This is a genomic window from Pseudazoarcus sp. NS34, from assembly GCF_059703725.1.
This window is the reverse complement of record NZ_BAAKIZ010000001.1, coordinates 718,627-735,561: the sequence shown is the minus strand read 5'-3', so window position 1 is coordinate 735,561 and position 16,935 is coordinate 718,627. Positions and strand designations below refer to the sequence as shown.

14 protein-coding genes are annotated in these 16,935 nt (G+C 64.7%); 4 read left to right on the top strand and 10 right to left on the bottom strand.

Translation table 11 applies throughout. From position 1 onward, the window contains the following. The first annotated feature begins 526 nt into the window (after positions 1–526). The 3 genes from AC6H0N_RS03505 to AC6H0N_RS03495 are packed head-to-tail and all read left to right on the top strand — an operon-like array spanning position 527 to position 4,397. Positions 527–1,804: an aspartate aminotransferase family protein gene (locus AC6H0N_RS03505; protein WP_497572669.1), complete on the top strand. Its 1,278-nt coding sequence runs from the start codon at positions 527–529 to the stop codon at positions 1,802–1,804. After that, positions 1,801–3,024 carry an ectoine hydrolase gene (doeA, locus tag AC6H0N_RS03500; protein ID WP_497572668.1) on the top strand — a complete coding sequence of 408 codons (1,224 nt, stop codon included), beginning with the start codon at positions 1,801–1,803 and terminating at the stop codon, positions 3,022–3,024. Before AC6H0N_RS03505 ends, doeA begins: the two co-directional genes overlap by 4 nt. Before the next feature lie 2 nt (positions 3,025–3,026). Then, on the top strand, positions 3,027–4,397 hold the full coding sequence (locus AC6H0N_RS03495) for an NAD-dependent succinate-semialdehyde dehydrogenase (RefSeq protein WP_497572667.1): 1,371 nt from the start codon (positions 3,027–3,029) through the stop codon (positions 4,395–4,397). A gap of 9 nt (positions 4,398–4,406) precedes the next feature. Here the strand turns inward: AC6H0N_RS03495 and AC6H0N_RS03490 are convergent, their stop codons facing one another. The 10 genes from AC6H0N_RS03490 to AC6H0N_RS03445 all read right to left on the bottom strand — a co-directional run bounded on the left by AC6H0N_RS03490 (position 4,407) and on the right by AC6H0N_RS03445 (position 16,060). Next, a complete protein-coding gene (locus AC6H0N_RS03490) occupies positions 4,407–4,877 on the bottom strand; it encodes a PH domain-containing protein (RefSeq protein WP_497572666.1) in 471 nt (156 codons plus the stop codon). 11 nt (positions 4,878–4,888) lie between these two features. Next, positions 4,889–6,220, bottom strand: coding sequence for an NAD(P)H-dependent oxidoreductase (locus tag AC6H0N_RS03485; RefSeq protein ID WP_497572665.1), 1,332 nt, complete (start codon positions 6,218–6,220; stop codon positions 4,889–4,891). Between the two features lie 153 nt (positions 6,221–6,373). Continuing rightward, on the bottom strand, positions 6,374–7,987 hold the full coding sequence (locus AC6H0N_RS03480) for an AAA family ATPase (RefSeq protein ID WP_497572664.1): 1,614 nt from the start codon (positions 7,985–7,987) through the stop codon (positions 6,374–6,376). Between the two features lie 67 nt (positions 7,988–8,054). Beyond that, a complete protein-coding gene (locus AC6H0N_RS03475; RefSeq protein WP_497572663.1) occupies positions 8,055–8,933 on the bottom strand; it encodes a DUF6999 family protein in 879 nt (292 codons plus the stop codon). Next, entirely contained in the window at positions 8,930–10,813 is a 1,884-nt protein-coding gene (locus AC6H0N_RS03470) for an iron-containing redox enzyme family protein (RefSeq protein WP_497572662.1), read from the bottom strand. The genes AC6H0N_RS03475 and AC6H0N_RS03470 overlap by 4 nt, the downstream gene beginning before the upstream one ends. Then, entirely contained in the window at positions 10,797–11,693 is an 897-nt protein-coding gene (locus AC6H0N_RS03465) for a fatty acid desaturase (RefSeq protein ID WP_497572661.1), read from the bottom strand. The genes AC6H0N_RS03470 and AC6H0N_RS03465 overlap by 17 nt, the downstream gene beginning before the upstream one ends. Continuing rightward, positions 11,683–12,513 (bottom strand): sterol desaturase family protein, encoded by an 831-nt coding sequence (locus tag AC6H0N_RS03460; protein WP_497572660.1) that lies wholly within the window; start codon positions 12,511–12,513, stop codon positions 11,683–11,685. Before AC6H0N_RS03460 ends, AC6H0N_RS03465 begins: the two co-directional genes overlap by 11 nt. Positions 12,514–12,612: 99 nt before the next feature. Further along, a complete protein-coding gene (locus AC6H0N_RS03455; RefSeq protein WP_497572659.1) occupies positions 12,613–13,305 on the bottom strand; it encodes a DsbA family oxidoreductase in 693 nt (230 codons plus the stop codon). Positions 13,306–13,434: 129 nt separating this feature from the next. After that, positions 13,435–14,454: a patatin-like phospholipase family protein gene (locus AC6H0N_RS03450; protein ID WP_497572658.1), complete on the bottom strand. Its 1,020-nt coding sequence runs from the start codon at positions 14,452–14,454 to the stop codon at positions 13,435–13,437. A 106-nt stretch (positions 14,455–14,560) separates the two neighbouring features. Next, a complete protein-coding gene (locus AC6H0N_RS03445) occupies positions 14,561–16,060 on the bottom strand; it encodes an AMP nucleosidase (protein WP_497572657.1) in 1,500 nt (499 codons plus the stop codon). 190 nt (positions 16,061–16,250) lie between these two features. Here AC6H0N_RS03445 and AC6H0N_RS03440 point away from each other — a divergent pair, with 190 nt between their 5' ends. Beyond that, a complete protein-coding gene (locus AC6H0N_RS03440; protein WP_497572656.1) occupies positions 16,251–16,934 on the top strand; it encodes a DJ-1/PfpI family protein in 684 nt (227 codons plus the stop codon). Position 16,935 lies beyond the last annotated feature (1 nt).

Genomic DNA, 16,935 nt, shown 5'->3' with positions numbered 1-16,935 from the left:
TGGTCAGCCGCGTGCCACGCCGGCGGCGTGTGAGATCGCGCCACTTGCGCCGCGCCGGCCCGAAAGCGCAGGATGGACGCGAGGCGTTTGAGAGCGTCTGTTCCGTGACGGGATGTTTCGTCGGTGGAACCAACCCGATCAGCGGGACTCGCATCTGACATGTTGTCAGAGCGGTGTCCTGATCGGGCTGCAGTTGATGCGTATTGATGAAGACGATCCGGAACGAAGCCATCGATGCCGGGACGTGGTGCCGCGTGAAGCGGTGCGGGCGTTACGGGCGAGGCGGTTCGACGCAAGCGGGTGCGGTGGGAATGGTTTCACGCACCTGGCTGTCGGGCTCACGGCCCCCTGCGGGCGTCCGCTTTTTGATTGCGCCGGTCACGGCGCAAAACCCCTTTTCTGATTTTCGACCCCGGCCGTTCTGGCGCGGGGCGGTTTGTTGCGTCCGTCACTTTCCGAAGGAGAGCGCATGCCAGCGTCCGGGGCGGTTGGCGCCTGGCTAAACGAAACACAAGGAGGAACCGACATGCAGGTATTCGAACAGTGGGAATCCGAAGTCCGTGGCTATTGCCGCCTTTATCCGACCGTATTCGCGTCGGCGTCGAACGCGCGGCAGGTGGACGAGTCGGGGCGCTCCTTCGTGGACTTCTTCGCCGGGGCCGGGGTGCTCAATTTCGGGCACAACAACCCGCACATGAAGAAGGCGCTGATCGAGTTCATCGAGCGCGACGGCGTGGCGCACAGCCTGGATATGTACACGGTGCCCAAGCGCGAGTACGTGCGCCGCTTCGCCGAAACCATACTGAAGCCGCGCGACATGGACTACCGCCTGCAGTTCACCGGCCCGACAGGCACCAACGCGGTTGAGGCAGCGCTGAAACTGGCGCGTCGGGTGACGGGCCGGTCCACCGTGGTGGCCTGCGCCCACGGCTTTCACGGCATGACGCTGGGCTCGCTTGCGTGCACGGCCAATAGCTACTTCCGCAACGCGGCCGGCGTGCCGCTGGAGCATGTGATCCGCATGCCTTTCGGTGCGGAGGAAGATGGTGATGCGGCGCTCGAAGGGGTCGCGGCGATGCGTCAGCTGTTCGAGGACGCGTCGGGCGGGCTGCCGAAACCGGCGGCCTTCCTAGTCGAGCCGATCCAGGCCGAAGGCGGCGTGAACGTGGCGAGCGTGGAATGGCTGCTGGCCGTGCAGGAGCTGGCACGCGACCTGGGCGCCTTGCTGATTTTCGATGACATTCAGGCCGCCTGCGGCCGCACCGGCAGCTACTTCAGCTTCGACGGCATGGGGCTGGACCCCGACATCATCTGTCTGGCCAAAGGCATCGGCGGATTCGGCACGCCGCTGGCGATGAATCTGGTCAAGCCCGAGCATGACAAGCACTGGTCGCCGGGTGAGCACACCGGCACGTTCCGCGGGCAGGGATTTTCGTTCGTGGCCGGCGCAGAGGCGCTGAAGTACTTCGACAACGAAGAGTTGATGAGCGAGGTGCGGCGCAAGGGCGAGGTGATGCGTGAGCATCTGCTCGAACTCGCCGACGAGTTCCCCGAGCGCGGCATGCAGGTGCGCGGCAAGGGGATGATGCAGGCCATCGATCTGGGCGACAGCGCGTTGTCCAAGGCGGTCGGCGCGCGCTGCTTCGAAAATGGTCTGCTGATTGGCGCCTGCGGCACTGGCGGTGTGGTGTTGAAGCTGATTCCGCCGTTGACCATTCCGGATCTGGATCTGGCCGAGGGGCTGGATCTGCTGTCGCAGTCGGTGCGCGAGGCCGTCGAGCAGCTCGAGCAGGTGCCGGCATGAGACAGCGCGATGACATGACCTTCCCGTTCGCGGAGTACATGCGCCGCATCGATGAACTGCGCAAGCGCATGGAGAAGCGTCTGCTCGACGCGGTGGTGATCTCCGACCCTGAAAACCTGATGTACCTGACGGACTACCAGACCACCGGCTATTCCTTCTTCCAGGCGCTGGTGGTGCCGTTGGAGCAGGAGCCGTTCATGATCACCCGGCGGCTGGAGGAATCCAATGTGCTGGCGCGCACCTGGGTGGAGATCACGCGGCCGTATCCGGACACCGGTGACGCCATCCAGATGCTCGTCGAGGCGCTGCGCGAGTTCGGCCTGTCGGGCAAGTGCGTGGGCTATGAGCGCAACAGCTACTTCTTTCCGGCCTATCACCAGGACACCATTCGTACCTCGTTCATCGGCGGCCAGTTGCTCGACTGCTTCGGCATCGTCGAGGAAGGGCGCATCTGCAAATCGCCGGTCGAGATCGACGTCATGCGCCGTGCGGCGGCCGCTACCGAGGCGGGCATGCAGGCGGGCATCGAGGCCTGCGCCGTGGGGGTGACCGAGAACGACATCGGCGCCGCCATCTCGTCGGCCATGTTCCGCGCCGGCGGCGAGCCGCCGGCGGTGATGCCGTATGTCACCTCGGGCCCGCGCAGCATGATCGGCCACGCCACCTGGGAGGGGCGCACGGTGCAGGCGGGCGAGCACGTCTTCATCGAGGTTGGTGGCTGCTACCGGCGCTATCACACGGCCATGATGCGTACCGTGGTGCTGGGCGAGCTGTCGAACTCGATGCTCAAGGCGCAGGAGCGCATGAAATACGCCCTGTGCGAGATCAAGGCACTGCTGCGCCCGGGCGTGACGGTGTCGGATGCCGACAACCTGGTGCGCAAGATCATCAGCGACAACGATGTCGGCGCGCAGCTGATCACGCGCTCGGGCTACTCCATCGGCATTGCCTTTCCGCCGAGTTGGGACGAGGGCTACATCGTCAGCCTCAAGCACGGCAACAACCGGGTGCTGGAAGAAGGCATGACCTTCCATGTCATTCCGTGGATGTGGGGCGTGGATGGCGACAAGACGGTGGGCATCAGCGACACCCTCTACATCACCGACCGTGGCTGCAAGAGCTTCTTCACCATGGACGAGGACTTCGTGGTCAAGGGCGACGACCGCGTGGTGGCCTTGATCACCGACGAATCGCGCGACGACAAGCGCAAGGGAGCCTGAGCATGCTGCAAGCCATTGATCCGACCACCGGTCACGTCCTGCGCTCGGTCACGCCAGCGACCCCGCAGGAGGTCGAAGCCGTTCTCGCCGCCGCCGATGCGGCGTGGCGTGACTGGCGTGATGCCGGCTTCGACGCCCGCGCCCGCGTGCTGCGCCGCGTCGCACAGCTCCTGCGCGAAGACGTGGACCGCCTCGCCCATCTGATGACCGAGGAAATGGGCAAGCCCAAGAAAGAGGCCATTGGCGAGGTCAACAAGTCGGCCTGGGCGGCCGAGCACTACGCCGAGCATGCGCAGAGCTATCTGGCCACGCAAAAGATCGCGTCCGATGCCTCCAGCAGTTGCGTGCGCTACGAGCCGCTGGGCGCCATTCTCGGCATCCTGCCGTGGAACGCGCCGTTCTGGCTGGCTTTCCGCTTCGCGGCGCCGACGCTGATGGCCGGCAACACCTGCGTGATGAAGCACGATTCGCACGTGCCCGGCTGCGCGCTGGCCATCGCCGAATTGTTCGAGCGCGCCGGCGCCCCGGCTGGCGTGTTCGCCAACCTGCTGCTGGAGACCCCGCGCGTCGAGGCCGTGATCCGCGATCCGCGCATCCAGGCGGTGTCCTTCACCGGCTCGGAGAGGGGCGGCGGCGCGGTGGCGTCCATCGCCGCCTCCGAGATCAAGCACTCGGTGCTCGAACTCGGTGGCTCCGACCCTGCCATCGTGCTGGCCGACGCCAATCTGGAAGAGGCTGCCGACGTGCTGACCCTGTCGCGCATCATCAACGCCGGCCAGAGCTGCATTGCCGCAAAACGCATCATCGTCGAGGAGGCCGTGTACGAACGCTTCATCGGGCTGCTGCACGAGCGCCTTGCGCGGCTCAAGCTCGGCGACCCGCGCGAAGACGGCACCGACGTCGGTCCCATCGCCCGCCCCGACCTGCGCGAGAACCTGCACCGGCAGGTGAGCGAAACCGTCGCGGCCGGCGCGCGCTGCCTGCTCGGCGGCGAGGTGCCCGACGGCCCCGGCTACTTTTACCCGGTCACGCTGCTGGCAGACGTCACCAACGACATGCCTGCCGCGCGCGAAGAAACCTTCGGCCCGGTCGCCGTGCTGCTGCGCGCCGCCGACGAAGAGGATGCCGTGCGCATCGCCAACGACACCCGCTACGGCCTCGCCGCCAGCGTGTGGACCTCCACCGCCCGCGGCGAAGCCCTCGCCGCCCGGCTGGAGACCGGCCAGGTCGCCGTCAACGGCATCGTCAAGACCGATCCGCGCCTGCCCAGCGGCGGCATCAAATGTTCTGGTTTCGGCCGCGAACTCGGCCCGCACGGCATCCGCGAATTCGTCAATGCCAAACAGGTGTGGGTGGGGCCGAAGGTGGAGTGAGGCTTCGTTTCATCGGTGGCCCGCTCCGCCCTCTGACGCCTCGTGGCGGGCCACCATCTGCGCCTGGATATCCTCCAGCGGCGCATCGAAGATATTCGGGACGAAGTAGTCGCGCTCCACCCAGTGCGCCTGCGAAGCCTTGAACGGCCGTCCGCCCTGCCAGCGGCCCGTGCAGTTCACGATGATCAGCTTGTTCTGCTGCACTCTGTGCAGGCGCAGCGCCTTGACGTGGCGCCAGCGGATGCGCGTGCTGCGAAACGGCGTTTCCACGGTCAGACCGTCGTCATCCAGCGTGAGGCGGCGCGGCGTCAGCGTGTACTTGGCGGCGCCCATCAGCAGCCCGATGATTCCGAGAAACACGCACAGCCAGCGCGCAAACGGATCGGGCAGGAACACGCCGATGAGCAGCACCACAGCCGAGCCGGCGAGGCCCAGCAGGTGGCGGGTAGAGGCTGCGCGGAAGACGGCATCGGTGTTCATGGCGCACCCGTTCAGCGATGTTCCATCTCCCGCCGCAGCGCATACGCCTTGGTCGTGTCGTCCACCTGCACGTCGTCCCAGCTCAGGCAGGCTCCCCGCTTCACCGGCCGGCTCACCTTGATGTCGTGCGCCAGCCCCAGCGGCAGGCCGCCGATGGCGCGGGATTTTTGGGCGGGCAACAGCTTGCCGACCACGGTGTAGCCGCCTTCTCCGTCGAGGATCTCGCCGGGGGCGAGATCCTTCTTGGCCTGGGCGATCACGTCGGCGTTCCAGCAGGTCGCGACGCCGGTGGCTTCGCCGCGCAGTGCGACGCTGGCGACCGACATGCCGACTTCCAGTCCGATCAGGTGCCAGCGCTTGTACAGCGTGAAGTAGCGGCCGGATGGGTCGGTGTGGGCGTTGTATTCCTCGAAGCAGTTGCGCACGTATTCGGTTTCGCCCTCCACGGTCACCCACACGCCCATGCGGATGTCGTAGGGGATGACGCGGCCGTCGGTCTCCAGGCTGGAGATGACCTCGACCATGCCCTTGCGTTCGAGGTGGCCGCCTTCCTCACGCGGGCGGGTCACGCGGGGAATATCGGCGACGCTGGCGGGCGGGTAAAGCAGGCCGTCGCTGGGCACGGTCAGGCCGGTGGCGTTGGAGACGGCGGTGGATTCGATGGCGGGTTTGGAGCCGTCGAGGAAGCTGTTGAACATCTTGGGGTTGAGGCCGCCGCGCGCGGCCTGCTCGGGCGTGAGGCCGTAGTAGCCCCACACCGTATCGGGGGTGGATTGCGCGAAGTGCGGCAGCCACTTGTGGCCGCGCCCGGCGGCGACCACGGGGAAACCGCAGGTGCGCGCCCAGTCCACCAGATCGCAGATCAGTGCCGGCTGGTCGCCGAAGGCCAGCGAATACACCACGCCGGCAGCGGCTGCGCGCTTGGCGAGTGCCGGCCCGCAGAAGGCATCGGCCTCGACCGTGACGTTGACCACGTGCTTGCCGTGGGCGAAGGCGGCCAGGCAGTGATCGACCGCAGAAATGGGGTGGCCGGTGCATTCGACGATGACATCGATGGCCGGGTGACGCACCAGCGTCTGCCAGTCTTCCGAGATGTGGGTGGTGCCGTGCTGCAGCGCGGCGTCGAGCGACGCGGCGGAATACTGCTCCTCCGGCCAGCCTACGCGCTGCAGGTTGTTGCGCGCGCCGGGCACGTTGAGGTCGGCGATGCCGGCCAGATGCACGCCGGGCGTGCGCGGAATCTGCGCAACGTACATGGCGCCGAACTTGCCGGCGCCGATCAGGCCGACGCGGATCGGGCGGCCTTCTGCCGCGCGTTGCTGGAGCTGGCGATGCAGGGACATGCAACCTCCGTGAGCAGATGCCGGCGCAGCGGCCGGTGCGCGAATGATTCTAGCGGCGGGGTGAAGCGCGGGCGTGCGGGATATCGTGGAGGATAGGGACGGCCTGCAAGCTGCGCTTGCAGGCCGTCCCTATCCTCCCTTGGGTTGGGCCAATCATGCATGGGCGACATCGGATGCAAGCGTTCCAAACAGTGACATCACAAAATCAAGTGACGCTATGTCATCCATTAGCAGCCTTCTCACAGCACTCTCGTACTGATCGCGGCTCTGGAAACCAAGTTTCCGCGTAATTTCGGTAAGCATTGGCGTCTCTCGTACCGGATATCGAACAATTATTCTTTCAAGATTTTTTTCGGCTATAGATTGATTGAAAAAGGAAATTTCATTGTTCACTGCGGCAGCTACGTCGATTTCGATGCGTATTGGAATGCCCGCAGATATCTCCGCTTGCTTTGGCCAGTGTTTATCAAGTTCGTCTCGTAACGTCTTCTCGACGGCGCGTTCGCTGAGGCGTCGCACGTGTGTCGCAACCGCTACAAGAGCAGCAGATCTCGCTGAATCAACGAGAGCGTTCGCATCTTCACCGGTCACGGATGCATGGCGTATAGCTAGCTTTCTTTGAATTTCAGGGTGATAGTAGATCGATTCAACAGAATACACGTCTACGGCATAGACGCCTTTCTCTTTGAGCCGTGAAATGTCGTCTGGCGTCCGGCGGTCGTTATCCACAATTCCAAAAGCGCGTAGCCAAGCAAACTCTGTTGCGCTTCGAATACCCGAGACAGCATGATCGACTTCACGGCAGCTTGCCTTCGAAATGATGGTTACATTTGGAAAAACAAGACTATAGAGTGGCTTATCCAGACTCCGCTCATCTCCCTCAATGAATAGTAATGTTCGCCGCGCCCCAAGAATGTCCTTCTTTATCTCCTCGTCGATGCTGGATTGCGCAGGAACTACGTCGGCATCCCATGAAGTGACTGTTGTTCCGTGGTAGGTGCAGCCGCGAATAAGCATGGTGCGCGCACTAGGATTATCAAGAGGGAGCATTACGTCGTGAGTAGAGACAACGAATGCGCAGTCCATACGCTTAGCAAACAGAAGCGTCAGCAAGGGAGAAATGATCGATCTGTGAAGATGGCGCTCTGGTTCGTCAATGAGTAGCAACGTTCCGGGGACAACTGTGAGAACACTTGCAGCAATTAATAGGGCATTCCGTTCTCCGTCAGAGAGTTCCGCAACGCTATACGGAGCACTGCCGGACTTGCTTGCAAGGACTTGCTCATTTTCCTTTACCGATATCTCAATTGGTATGTTTGACAGGCGAAGCAATTCGTTGATTATTTTTATAGGTGCATCTTTCTTTGATAACGTTTTTGCCAAATCAATGTTGCCGCTGTCTACGGCGCCAGCAATATTTCGAGCCCGAATGTTTTCGGCGTCAATTAGATCGTAGATCGCCATGTTGGCTCTATGCGAGGCATAGTCATCCTTCCAGCGCGACTGTACGCGCGTATCACTAGTAGAAATATTAGTTTCCATACTTCTCTTTTCTGCCGGCGACAACGATATCGAACTTGATGAAAACCAAGTTTGTCGATGTGCGGAAATCCGTTGGGACTTTCCGTGATGCGCACTATAGAGCTTTTGCATCAGACTCGACTTTCCAGTTCCGTTTGCTCCAAGGATGAAAAGGCATTGACCAATATCGAGCCCAACTTCTAAAGAAGAGCCATTCGGCTCAGGGATCGTGAATTCAAAAGACATAATCTGAATATCTCGTAGTGTTAGCGAAAAGTTTGAGAGCGTTGAAATACACCGGTCCAACCGTGGGTCAGGCGCTGGCAGCCTGTTCGGCTTTGGCTTGCGTCAGCAGCGCATGCAGCATTTCGGTCGACAGCCCGTGCAGTACCAGCCGGTAGCCCGCCCGCAGCGTGCTCATCGGCACCAGCGGGTGCTTGTTGTTGAGCAGGATCAGATGCTCGGGCGCGCCCAGGATGGTTGCGGCGTAAATGCCGATGGTCTCGTCGAGCTGCAGCGAATTGGTGGCGCGCCAGAAGTCGTTGTCGGTGAGGAAGAACTGATAGATCGGCGTGAAGCATTCGATGGCGGTCTGCAGGTCGATGAAGTTGAGGCGCCCGCGCGGCATGTCTTCGAGGCGCACGGCGGGTGGTTCGATCATGCCGAAGTCGGGGTGCTCAGCGAGCCCCAGCGTGAGGTTCTGGTCACGCAGGTCCTGGTTGAGGCGGATGACGAAATTGAACAGGTTGAGGTCGTGCTTGAGGAAGAGCTCGTCTTCCAGCTCGTCGATCGTGACGGGGGTGAGCGGCGAGGTTTCCACCGGCACCGGCGCGTTGCGGCCGATGAATTCGAGGATCTGCGAGCCGAGCGCGAAATGCCGCAGGATCAGCCAGTTGGCTTCGGGTGAGACGAATCGCTTGAGGCCGGCCGCGAGCAGGCGGTGCAGCAGGCGTGATGCCGCCCAGTTGCGCGGCATGACGATCTTGACGATCTGGATCAGCACGATGAAGGCGCGTGCCAGCGGCCGCACGAAGGGCAGCAGGTATTGGCGCGAGCGGGAGCTGGAATCCTTCAGCCAGGCGGCCTTCACGTCGTCGGGCAGCGGCGTGCTGCGGTCAAGATAAAGCGCGTGCCACGGGTTGGGGTCGAGCGGGTCGTGCTCGGCGGGCAGGAAGTCGGGCAGGGGGTTCATTCGTCTTCGTCCATGATGTGGCGGAACTGCATCAGGTACAGCCGCGTGGTATGCGTGGCGGTATCGAGAATGCTGCGGGCGGCGGCGGGGTCGACCAGCAGCGCCAGTTCGACGGCCTGCAGCCAGCGCTGCAAGTGGTGCAGATCGTTCTCGCCGTGATATTCGAGAAAGCGGAAGGCCGACGGCGGCAGCGCGACTTGTTTGCGCAGCATTGGCAGCAGGGCCGGCACGATGCGCTGCCCGGTGCCCTCGATGATGTAGATCGCGCCGAGCAGGCCGACGGGGTTGGGCGTGGCCGCCAGCGCGTGCAGATAGGCGTTGAGCGCTTCGCCGCCGGGGTTGCGGCGCAGCGCGTCGAGCTCTTCATTGCCGCCGGCGGCACGGTAGTCGTCGTAGAGGATGCGGAAGTCGAACTGCTCCTCTCCGGCGTGGGTTTCGACCAGCTCGCCGAGTGCGGCGAAGGCGCCGTCCATGGAGGCCACTGCTTCGCGCATCCACTTGCTGCCTTCTCGCACCTGCGGCACCCACTGGGCGGTCCAGTTGCGGTAATCGGCGACGTCGAAGCGGCCCGAAACCAGCTTGTGCACCACCGGCGTGCGCCACACGTCGGAGCGGTAGTCGTGCCAGATGCCGGCCAGGCGCGTCAGCAGGTGGCGCAGGTGCTCTGGGGCACCGGCCGGGTCGTGCGGTGGCGGGGGCAAGTCGTCGGCGATTTCCGCAGGTGCCGTGCGCGTGGCCGCTACCGCCGCGGGGGCATCGGCGGCTTCGACCTCGAACAGCATGTAGGCAGCGCTGATGCGGCCCGATTCGGGGATGAAGCAGAAGATTTTCTCGCCCGCCCGCAGCTCATGCGTGTCGAGAAACTCGGCAAGCATGATGTAGATCGAGGCCGCGCCGGTGTTGCCGCGCGTGGCGAGGTTGCTGTACCAGCGCTCGCGCGGAATGGTCAGCCCGGTCTTGTCGAGCAGGTCTTCCACCACCGGGATGAAACGCGCCGACGAGTAGTGGCACAGGAAGTGGTCGATGTCGGCCGAGTCCACCCAGCCATCACGCACCAGCGTGACGTACTCGTGGATCGACACGTCGAACAGATGCGGCAGCAACCGGATGTCCTGACGCAGCGACAGCGCGCCATCGGCCTCGGCCTCGCTGGCCGAGTCGAAATCCAGGTAGGAGCGTTTGCGGTCGGCCGACAGCCCGAGCTGCATGCACACCGGGTAGTCGCCGGCAAAGCTCTTCTGGTGCACCCACTTGAGCTTCAGGCGCAGCCCGTTGCGGCCGCTCGGCGTGCGTGTGAGCAGCAGTGCGCCGGCCCCGTCGGACAGCATCCAGCGCAGGAAGTGAGCGTCAAAGTCCGCGTCGTAGCCGCGCGGCGCGAAACGGCTTTTCTTGAAGATGCGCGACGGCATTTCGGCCGCGGCGGCGATGGCGTGTTGGTGCTCACCCAGTTCGATGGCCTGCGCCGCGTGCTTGATGGCCAGCACGCCAGCGGCGCACACACCCTGGCTGGAGAGCGTTTCCATGGGCGGGGCGCCGAGTTCGCCGTGAATCATGCTGGCAAAGCCCGGCATGATCGCGTCGCCGCCGCTGGAACCGACCGACAGCAGCCCGGCGTCGCCCAGCGCGAAATCGGCGCGCGCTGCGCAGTCGCGGATCGCCGCGGCCGCCAGTGCGGCATGCGACATCGTGGTGTTGCCGTCGGCGTCGAGTGCGTAATGCCGCTGCGTGATGCCGTTTTCGGCCAGGATGCGCGCCTTGAGGCGGCTAGAGAGCCGGTTGAGCGGGGCGATGCAGGCATCCATGCCAGCGTTGTCGATGGCCGGGCCGGGCAGGTGGTAGCCGGCGGCTTCCACATAGACATGGTCAAAGCGGGTGGGCATCCGGAGGGCTTCCAGTGGGTGAGGAGTGGCGCGCCGTGGCGGATTCCGCCATCAGGCTGTGGCTGCGCCAGCGTGGTGAGAACAGACCGAGTATGAAGCTGCGAAACATGTAGGCGGCCAGGCCGCCGGCGTTCAGCCGCGCGTCGACGTGTGCGCGGTAGCGTGCATGCAGCGCCGGCAGTTCGCTCCAGTGCGCGCGCGGGTGTTCGTGGTGGGCGGTGTGCAAGCCGATGTTGAACAGCAACGGGTTCACCCAGCCTTCGAAGTTGCGCGCGTAGTTGAAGCGCGAATGCCCGTCGGCATGCGCGTGCTGCAGGTAGTTGGTGGCCAGCAACCAGTGCAGGCCGTGCAGTTGCGGCAGTAGCACCAGCAGCAGCCACTTCTCGGCGTCGATCATGGCCAGGGTCGCCCACAGCAGCGCCACGGCGGCGTATTGCAGCAGGGCGTGGCGCCACGCGGCGCTGCCGCGCCGCTCGTGCAGCCAGCGCAGGAACAGCGGGTAGAGCACGGCCGCCGCGTGGAAGGGATGCAGCAGGTAACCCCACAGATGGTTGCTGTCGCCGCCGAAGCGGTAGGTGCGCGCCACGTCCAGCGGGCCATGCCGGTAGCGGTGGTGGTTGGCGACATGCGCCGGATGGAAGACGAAGCCGGGGTGGCCCTGCAGCACGCTCAGCCACAGGTCGGTGGCGCGGTTGGCGTGCTTGTTGCGCCACATGCGGCGGTGCGCGTGATTGTGGTGGATCACGCCGGTGCCCAGCGTCAGAAACAGGGTGGCCAAGTACAGCGGCAGCGAAATGCCGTAGTGCCATTGCCACGCGACGAGGGCCGGCAGCAGCGCGAGGTAGGCGAGGCTGTGGAGATCGCGCCAGTTACGCAGCATGACGTTTCGTGTCCCGCGCCAGATCGAGCGCAATGCGCTCCTTGGCCGCATCCGGCGGCAGTGCTGTGCCGCACAGGCGATCCATGAACGGGAACATGAAGCTGTAGTTGCCGTGAAAGCAGGCGTGATGCAGATGGTGCCGGCGTGCGCCGTTGAGCCACCAGCGGTCGCGGTCGAAATCGGGCAGGAAGTCGTAGTTCGAATGGCCGATGGAATTGAAGGTCAGGCTGAACACCGGTAGGGCCAGCAGCGCCGCGAAGCTGAAATCGTGCAGCAGCATCGGCAGGATCAGCACGTTGCCGAGCATCGCTGCTTCGAGCGGATGGAAGCTGTAGGTCGCCCACGGCGTGGTCACCACCGAGCGGTGGTGCGGCAGGTGGAAGCGGCGTAACCAGCGGGTGTGCAGCAGCCAGTGGTTGGCGTAGAAGTGCACCTCGTTCCAGATCACCAGTACCAGCATCTCGATGGCGATCTGCCACCACGGCGGATCGACCGCGAGCTGCGCCCAACCCAGTTGCAGCAGGCCCCACGGCACTACCAGGCCGACGCCGAACAGCGTGACCGAGGCGGCTGATTGCAGCCATTCGCGCCGCAGCTGACCGGGCGCCAGCGGTCGCGGGTCAAGTTGCCGGCCGTAAGCAATGGCGGGCAGCAGGTGGCGCGTGAGAACCGTCGTCAGCGTGCCGAAGAAAAGATAGAGAGCACCGAAGAACAGCCAGCCTGCGAGGATGATTTCGTACCAGCGCGATTCGAGCACGAAAGCCTGCATGGTCTGGGTCGGAGGGCATGTCGCTGGAATGCGCAGTGTATGCGATGCCATCGTGCCGGGTCACCTGCTGCAGCGCCGACCGACGTGCCACACCGCAACGCAAAGTGGCAGCCGAGGCTGCCACTTCATGGGCTTGTCCGCAGGCCGGACTCAGGCGTGATGCGACAGCACCCGTTCGGGGCGCAGGCGGCCGACGCACGTTCGATCGGCGTCAAAACGTGGCGCCTCGGGCTCTGCAGCAAGCAGTTGCGCGATCTCTTCGCGCAGGGCGTCGACCGACTGTGCGCCGGTGATCAGTCGCTGGCGGCCGGATGCCGACAGGCGCATGGCGGGTACGCCGCGGATGCCGAGCCGTTCGGCTTCGCGGCGGTCGGCCTGCACTGCGGCGGTGAAGTCGCCATTGTCGAGTGCGAATTTCAGCCTTGCGGCGTTCAGGCCGATGGCGCGGCCGATGCTGGTCAGCACGCTGATCTTGCCGATGTCGCGGCCGTGCTCGAAGAAGGCCTGGAACAGCGACTGGCGCATCTTGTCGCCCAGGCCGTGCTCGCGCGCGAACAGTTCGGCTTCGAACGCCAGGCGGCTGCGCGGCTGCACCGGCGGCAGGCGCAGGCGCATGCCGCGTTCCTCGGCCATCGGATAGACGTGGTTAGCCCATGCCTCGCGCAGATATTCGCCACGCGGATCGAGGGTCGGAGCGGGGTCGGGGCGCAGTTCGAAGGCGCGCCAGTTGATCTCGACCGCATCTCCGTATTCGGCCTCGATTGCCGCGAGCACGGGCATCTCGAGGTAGCAGAAAGGGCAGACGTAGTCGCTCCAGATGTCGAGGGTGAAGGCTCTGGGCATGGTGAGGCTGGCGTCGTGTGCCAGCAGTAGTCAGTGGTGGTGGATCGATCGAATTATCCCTGCTTGGTTCCCGCTTTTGAAACATAACTTACAAAATACTTACAGCGCGCTCAGGGCGATTCGCATCGTTCAGATGAACATCTCGGCGATGTCGGTGGTGGAGCGCTTTCCGACGTTCTCGCGATGACGTGTTAGCCACTCAAGCGCCATGTCGCGGCCGCGATCGCGCAGCATGCGCAGCAGCGGCGGACTGGGTAGAAAGCGGGTTTCCGTGGCCAGCGACGCGGTGTGCTCCTGCGACTGGATGACGTGAAAGCGGGTGCGACGCAGGCGGCGTTCGAGGCGGCCGGGCAGCAACGAATGAGAGGCGGTTTCGCTGGCGCGGGCGTAGCGGCGCATCTCGCGCAGGAAGGTGGCGTTGAACGCCAGATCCAGCGTGCGGGTGCGGATTTCCTCTGCGCTGTTCGGCGTTGTCGCGTGCAGCTGCGGTGCGAGCAGCACCAGCAGGATGTCGCAGGCGTCGCATTCGTAGAGCAGCGGGAACACCGCCGGATTGGCGGAGAAGCCGCCGTCCCAGTAAGGCTCGCCGTCGATTTCGATGGGGCGCGAGATGGTCGGCAGGCACGCCGAGGCGAGCAGCGCGTCCACGGTGAGTTCGTGCGTCTCGAACAGGCGCAGCTTGCCGCTGTTGGCGTGGGTGGCGGCGACAAACAGCTTGAGCGGGGAATGCGCGCGCAGGCGCTCGAAGTCGATCTGTGTGCTGAGCAGGTCGCGCAGCGGATTGATGTCGAAGGGGTTCATCTGCTGCGGCGAAAAGTAGCGTGACCAGTGCAGCAGCATGCGGGCGGCTGGTGCAACGCGTGTCGCGTCGCTTTGGCTGGCGGACGGGAAGCCCGGGGGCGACTTGCTGGCAACGCCTTCCCAGAAGGTGTTCAGGGCGGCGCGCGCGCCCTCACGGCCATCCTGGAGCAGCCCGTGGGCGAGCACCACGGCGTTGATGGCACCGGCGCTGGTGCCGCTGATGCCTGCGAAGTCGATGCGCTCATCTTCGAGCAAGGCGTCGAGCACGCCCCAGGTGAAGGCGCCGTGGGCGCCCCCGCCCTGAAGGGCCAGACTGACGGTCGGGAGCTTGGGTGAAGCCAATCGCATGTGCCACCTCAATGCTGCTACGCAACATTGGCTTAGGCTAGCACTGTATTAGCTATAAGTGAAACGCACGAATTGTTACGCTGCGGTGCAGCGTTGCGCTCCCGCGCTACTGGAAGGCGACCTCCGCGAAGCTTCGCAGCTTGCGGCTGTGCAGGCGGTCGATGCCCTGCTCGCGCAGCAGCTCGATGGTGCGCAGGCCGATGCGCAGGTGCTGGTCGACGCGCTGGCGGTAGAAGGTGTCGGCCATGCCGGGCAGCTTGATCTCGCCATGCAGCGGCTTGTCGCTGACACACAGCAGCGTGCCGTAGGGCACGCGGAAGCGGAAGCCGTTGGCAGCGACGGTGGCCGATTCCATGTCCAGCGCCACGGCGCGACTCTGGCTGAAGCGGCGCTCGGGTGCAGACGGGTTGCCGTGCGAGGGCAGCAGTTCCCAGTTGCGGTTGTCGGTGCTGGCGACGGTGCCGGTGCGCATGATGCGCTTGAGTTCGTAGCCGGAGAGTTGCGTCACTTCGGCCACTGCGGCTTCCAGCGCGAGCTGGATTTCGGCCAGCGCCGGAATCGGCACCCATGGCGGCAGCTCTTCGTCGAGCACGTGGTCTTCGCGCACATAGCCGTGCGCCAACACGTAGTCGCCCAACTGCTGTGTGGTGCGCAGGCCGGCGCAGTGGCCGAGCATGATCCAGGCGTGCGGGCGCAGCACCGCGATGTGGTCCGAAATGGTCTTGGCGTTGGACGGCCCGACGCCGATGTTGACCATGGTGATGCCGGCGCTGTCGCCGCGCGTGAGGTGGTAGGCCGGCATCTGCGGCATGCGCGGCGGAGGCGTGCCACGCTCGTCTCCGGGCTGTGCGGGCAGGCCGGCACGGCGGGTGATGACGTTGCCGGGCTGCACGAAGCTCTCATAGCCATGCGCGCCGGATTCGTCCGCCATCAGCTCGTGACCGAGCGCAATGAACTGGTCGATGTAGAACTGGTAATTGGTGAACAGCACGAAGTTCTGGAAGTGCTCGGCGTCGCTGCCGGCGTAGTGGCGCAGGCGCTGCAGCGAGTAATCCACACGCGGCGCGGTGAATAGCGCCAGCGGTTGCGGGTGGCCCGGTGGCGGCTCGAAGGTGCCGTTGGCAATGCCGTCGTCCATCACCGTCAGGTCGGGCAGGTCGAACAGGTCGCGCAGCCGGCGGCGGCGGTCGGCATCGAGCCGGCCCTCGAAGTGGTCCATGCCGGCCAGCGCAAAGTGCAGCGGAATGGGCTGCGTGCTGGTGCCGATCTCGATGTCCACCTTGTGGTTCTCGATCAGCAGCCGGAACTGCTCGCGGTAGTAGTTGGCGAACAGGTCGGGCTTGGTCAGCGTGGTCTCGAACGTGCCATGTCCGGCCACAAAGCCATAGGCCAGGCGCGAATCGGGCCGCGCCACGGTATCCACCCGCACGCGTGCGAACGGGTAGCAGGCGCGCAGTTTGCGATCGAAGTCCTCTCCGGCGACAAAACGACGCAGCGATTCGCGCAGCCACTCGGTGCTGGCGGCGTAGATCTCCTGCACGCGCGCCAGTGCGGCCTCGGGGTCGTCGTAGCGGGCGGGGGCGATGTAGGGCGGTTCGGTGTGCATGGGCGGCGGCGGAGGATGCGATGCGGCCATCTTACCCGCGCCGTGGGTCGCATTTCGTCTTCGGCGCAACGCGACCTACGCCCTCCGTTGTAGTGACAGCACTACACGACAATCACTACAAGCGCGATACCGGGCCCCCGCCCCGATGCGGATGATGCAAGGCGTCAACCAAGCCGCATGGGGCGCCGCAATGAAGAAAGCCGGATTCCGACTCGGGGTGTATGTCTTCAAGGACGCCGAGGTCGTTGATTACGCCGCGCCCTGCGGTGTGTTCTCGGTGGCGCGCCGGCTCGATCCCGAGCTGGATGTGTTCCTGATCGCCGAGAGCATGCGTCCGGTGCAGACCCAGGCCGGCTTCACGGTGATTCCCAATTATTCCTTTGCCGACAAGCCGGCGATGGACGCCTTCCTCATCCCCGGCGGCTTCGGCACGCGCCAGGAAATGCACAACACCAACCTGCATGACTTCGTGCGTGCGCTGCCAGAGCACTGCCTGATCACCAGCGTGTGCACCGGCTCGTGGATCTACGGCGCGATGGGCCTGCTCGACGGCCTGCCGGCGACCAACCGCAAGGAGCCGGACCGGCTCGAAGCCTCACACATGGGCAAGACCCCGATCGACCGCCTGGCCGAGATCGCGCCGGCCTGCCACATCAGCCGCGCGCGAGTGGTGGACGCCGGTCGCATCGTCACCGGCGGCGGCATCTGCTCGGGCATGGAGATGGGCTTCCACCTGCTGCGCCGCGCCGGCTACGACGACGCCTTCATCCACGACGTGGCGCGAATCATGGAATACCACCGCGCCTACGAGCTGTACGAACACGACATCGAATACGCAACGCCGCCAACGTCGGCGCGTCTTGCGTCCGCCTGAA

Bases quoted from the DNA above. Each gene is read 5' to 3' on its own strand.
- AC6H0N_RS03475 (WP_497572663.1), bottom strand. From the start codon at position 8,933: ATGAACCCCCTGCCCGACTTCCTGCCCGCCGAGCACGACCCGCTCGAC.
- AC6H0N_RS03505 (WP_497572669.1), top strand. From the start codon at position 527: ATGCAGGTATTCGAACAGTGGGAATCCGAAGTCCGTGGCTATTGCCGC.
- AC6H0N_RS03465 (WP_497572661.1), bottom strand. From the start codon at position 11,693: ATGCTGCGTAACTGGCGCGATCTCCACAGCCTCGCCTACCTCGCGCTG.
- AC6H0N_RS03450 (WP_497572658.1), bottom strand. From the start codon at position 14,454: ATGCGATTGGCTTCACCCAAGCTCCCGACCGTCAGTCTGGCCCTTCAG.
- AC6H0N_RS03460 (WP_497572660.1), bottom strand. From the start codon at position 12,513: ATGGCATCGCATACACTGCGCATTCCAGCGACATGCCCTCCGACCCAG.
- AC6H0N_RS03470 (WP_497572662.1), bottom strand. From the start codon at position 10,813: ATGCCCACCCGCTTTGACCATGTCTATGTGGAAGCCGCCGGCTACCAC.
- AC6H0N_RS03495 (WP_497572667.1), top strand. From the start codon at position 3,027: ATGCTGCAAGCCATTGATCCGACCACCGGTCACGTCCTGCGCTCGGTC.
- doeA (WP_497572668.1), top strand. From the start codon at position 1,801: ATGAGACAGCGCGATGACATGACCTTCCCGTTCGCGGAGTACATGCGC.
- AC6H0N_RS03485 (WP_497572665.1), bottom strand. From the start codon at position 6,220: ATGTCCCTGCATCGCCAGCTCCAGCAACGCGCGGCAGAAGGCCGCCCG.
- AC6H0N_RS03455 (WP_497572659.1), bottom strand. From the start codon at position 13,305: ATGCCCAGAGCCTTCACCCTCGACATCTGGAGCGACTACGTCTGCCCT.
- AC6H0N_RS03490 (WP_497572666.1), bottom strand. From the start codon at position 4,877: ATGAACACCGATGCCGTCTTCCGCGCAGCCTCTACCCGCCACCTGCTG.
- AC6H0N_RS03480 (WP_497572664.1), bottom strand. From the start codon at position 7,987: ATGTCTTTTGAATTCACGATCCCTGAGCCGAATGGCTCTTCTTTAGAA.
- AC6H0N_RS03445 (WP_497572657.1), bottom strand. From the start codon at position 16,060: ATGCACACCGAACCGCCCTACATCGCCCCCGCCCGCTACGACGACCCC.
- AC6H0N_RS03440 (WP_497572656.1), top strand. From the start codon at position 16,251: ATGAAGAAAGCCGGATTCCGACTCGGGGTGTATGTCTTCAAGGACGCC.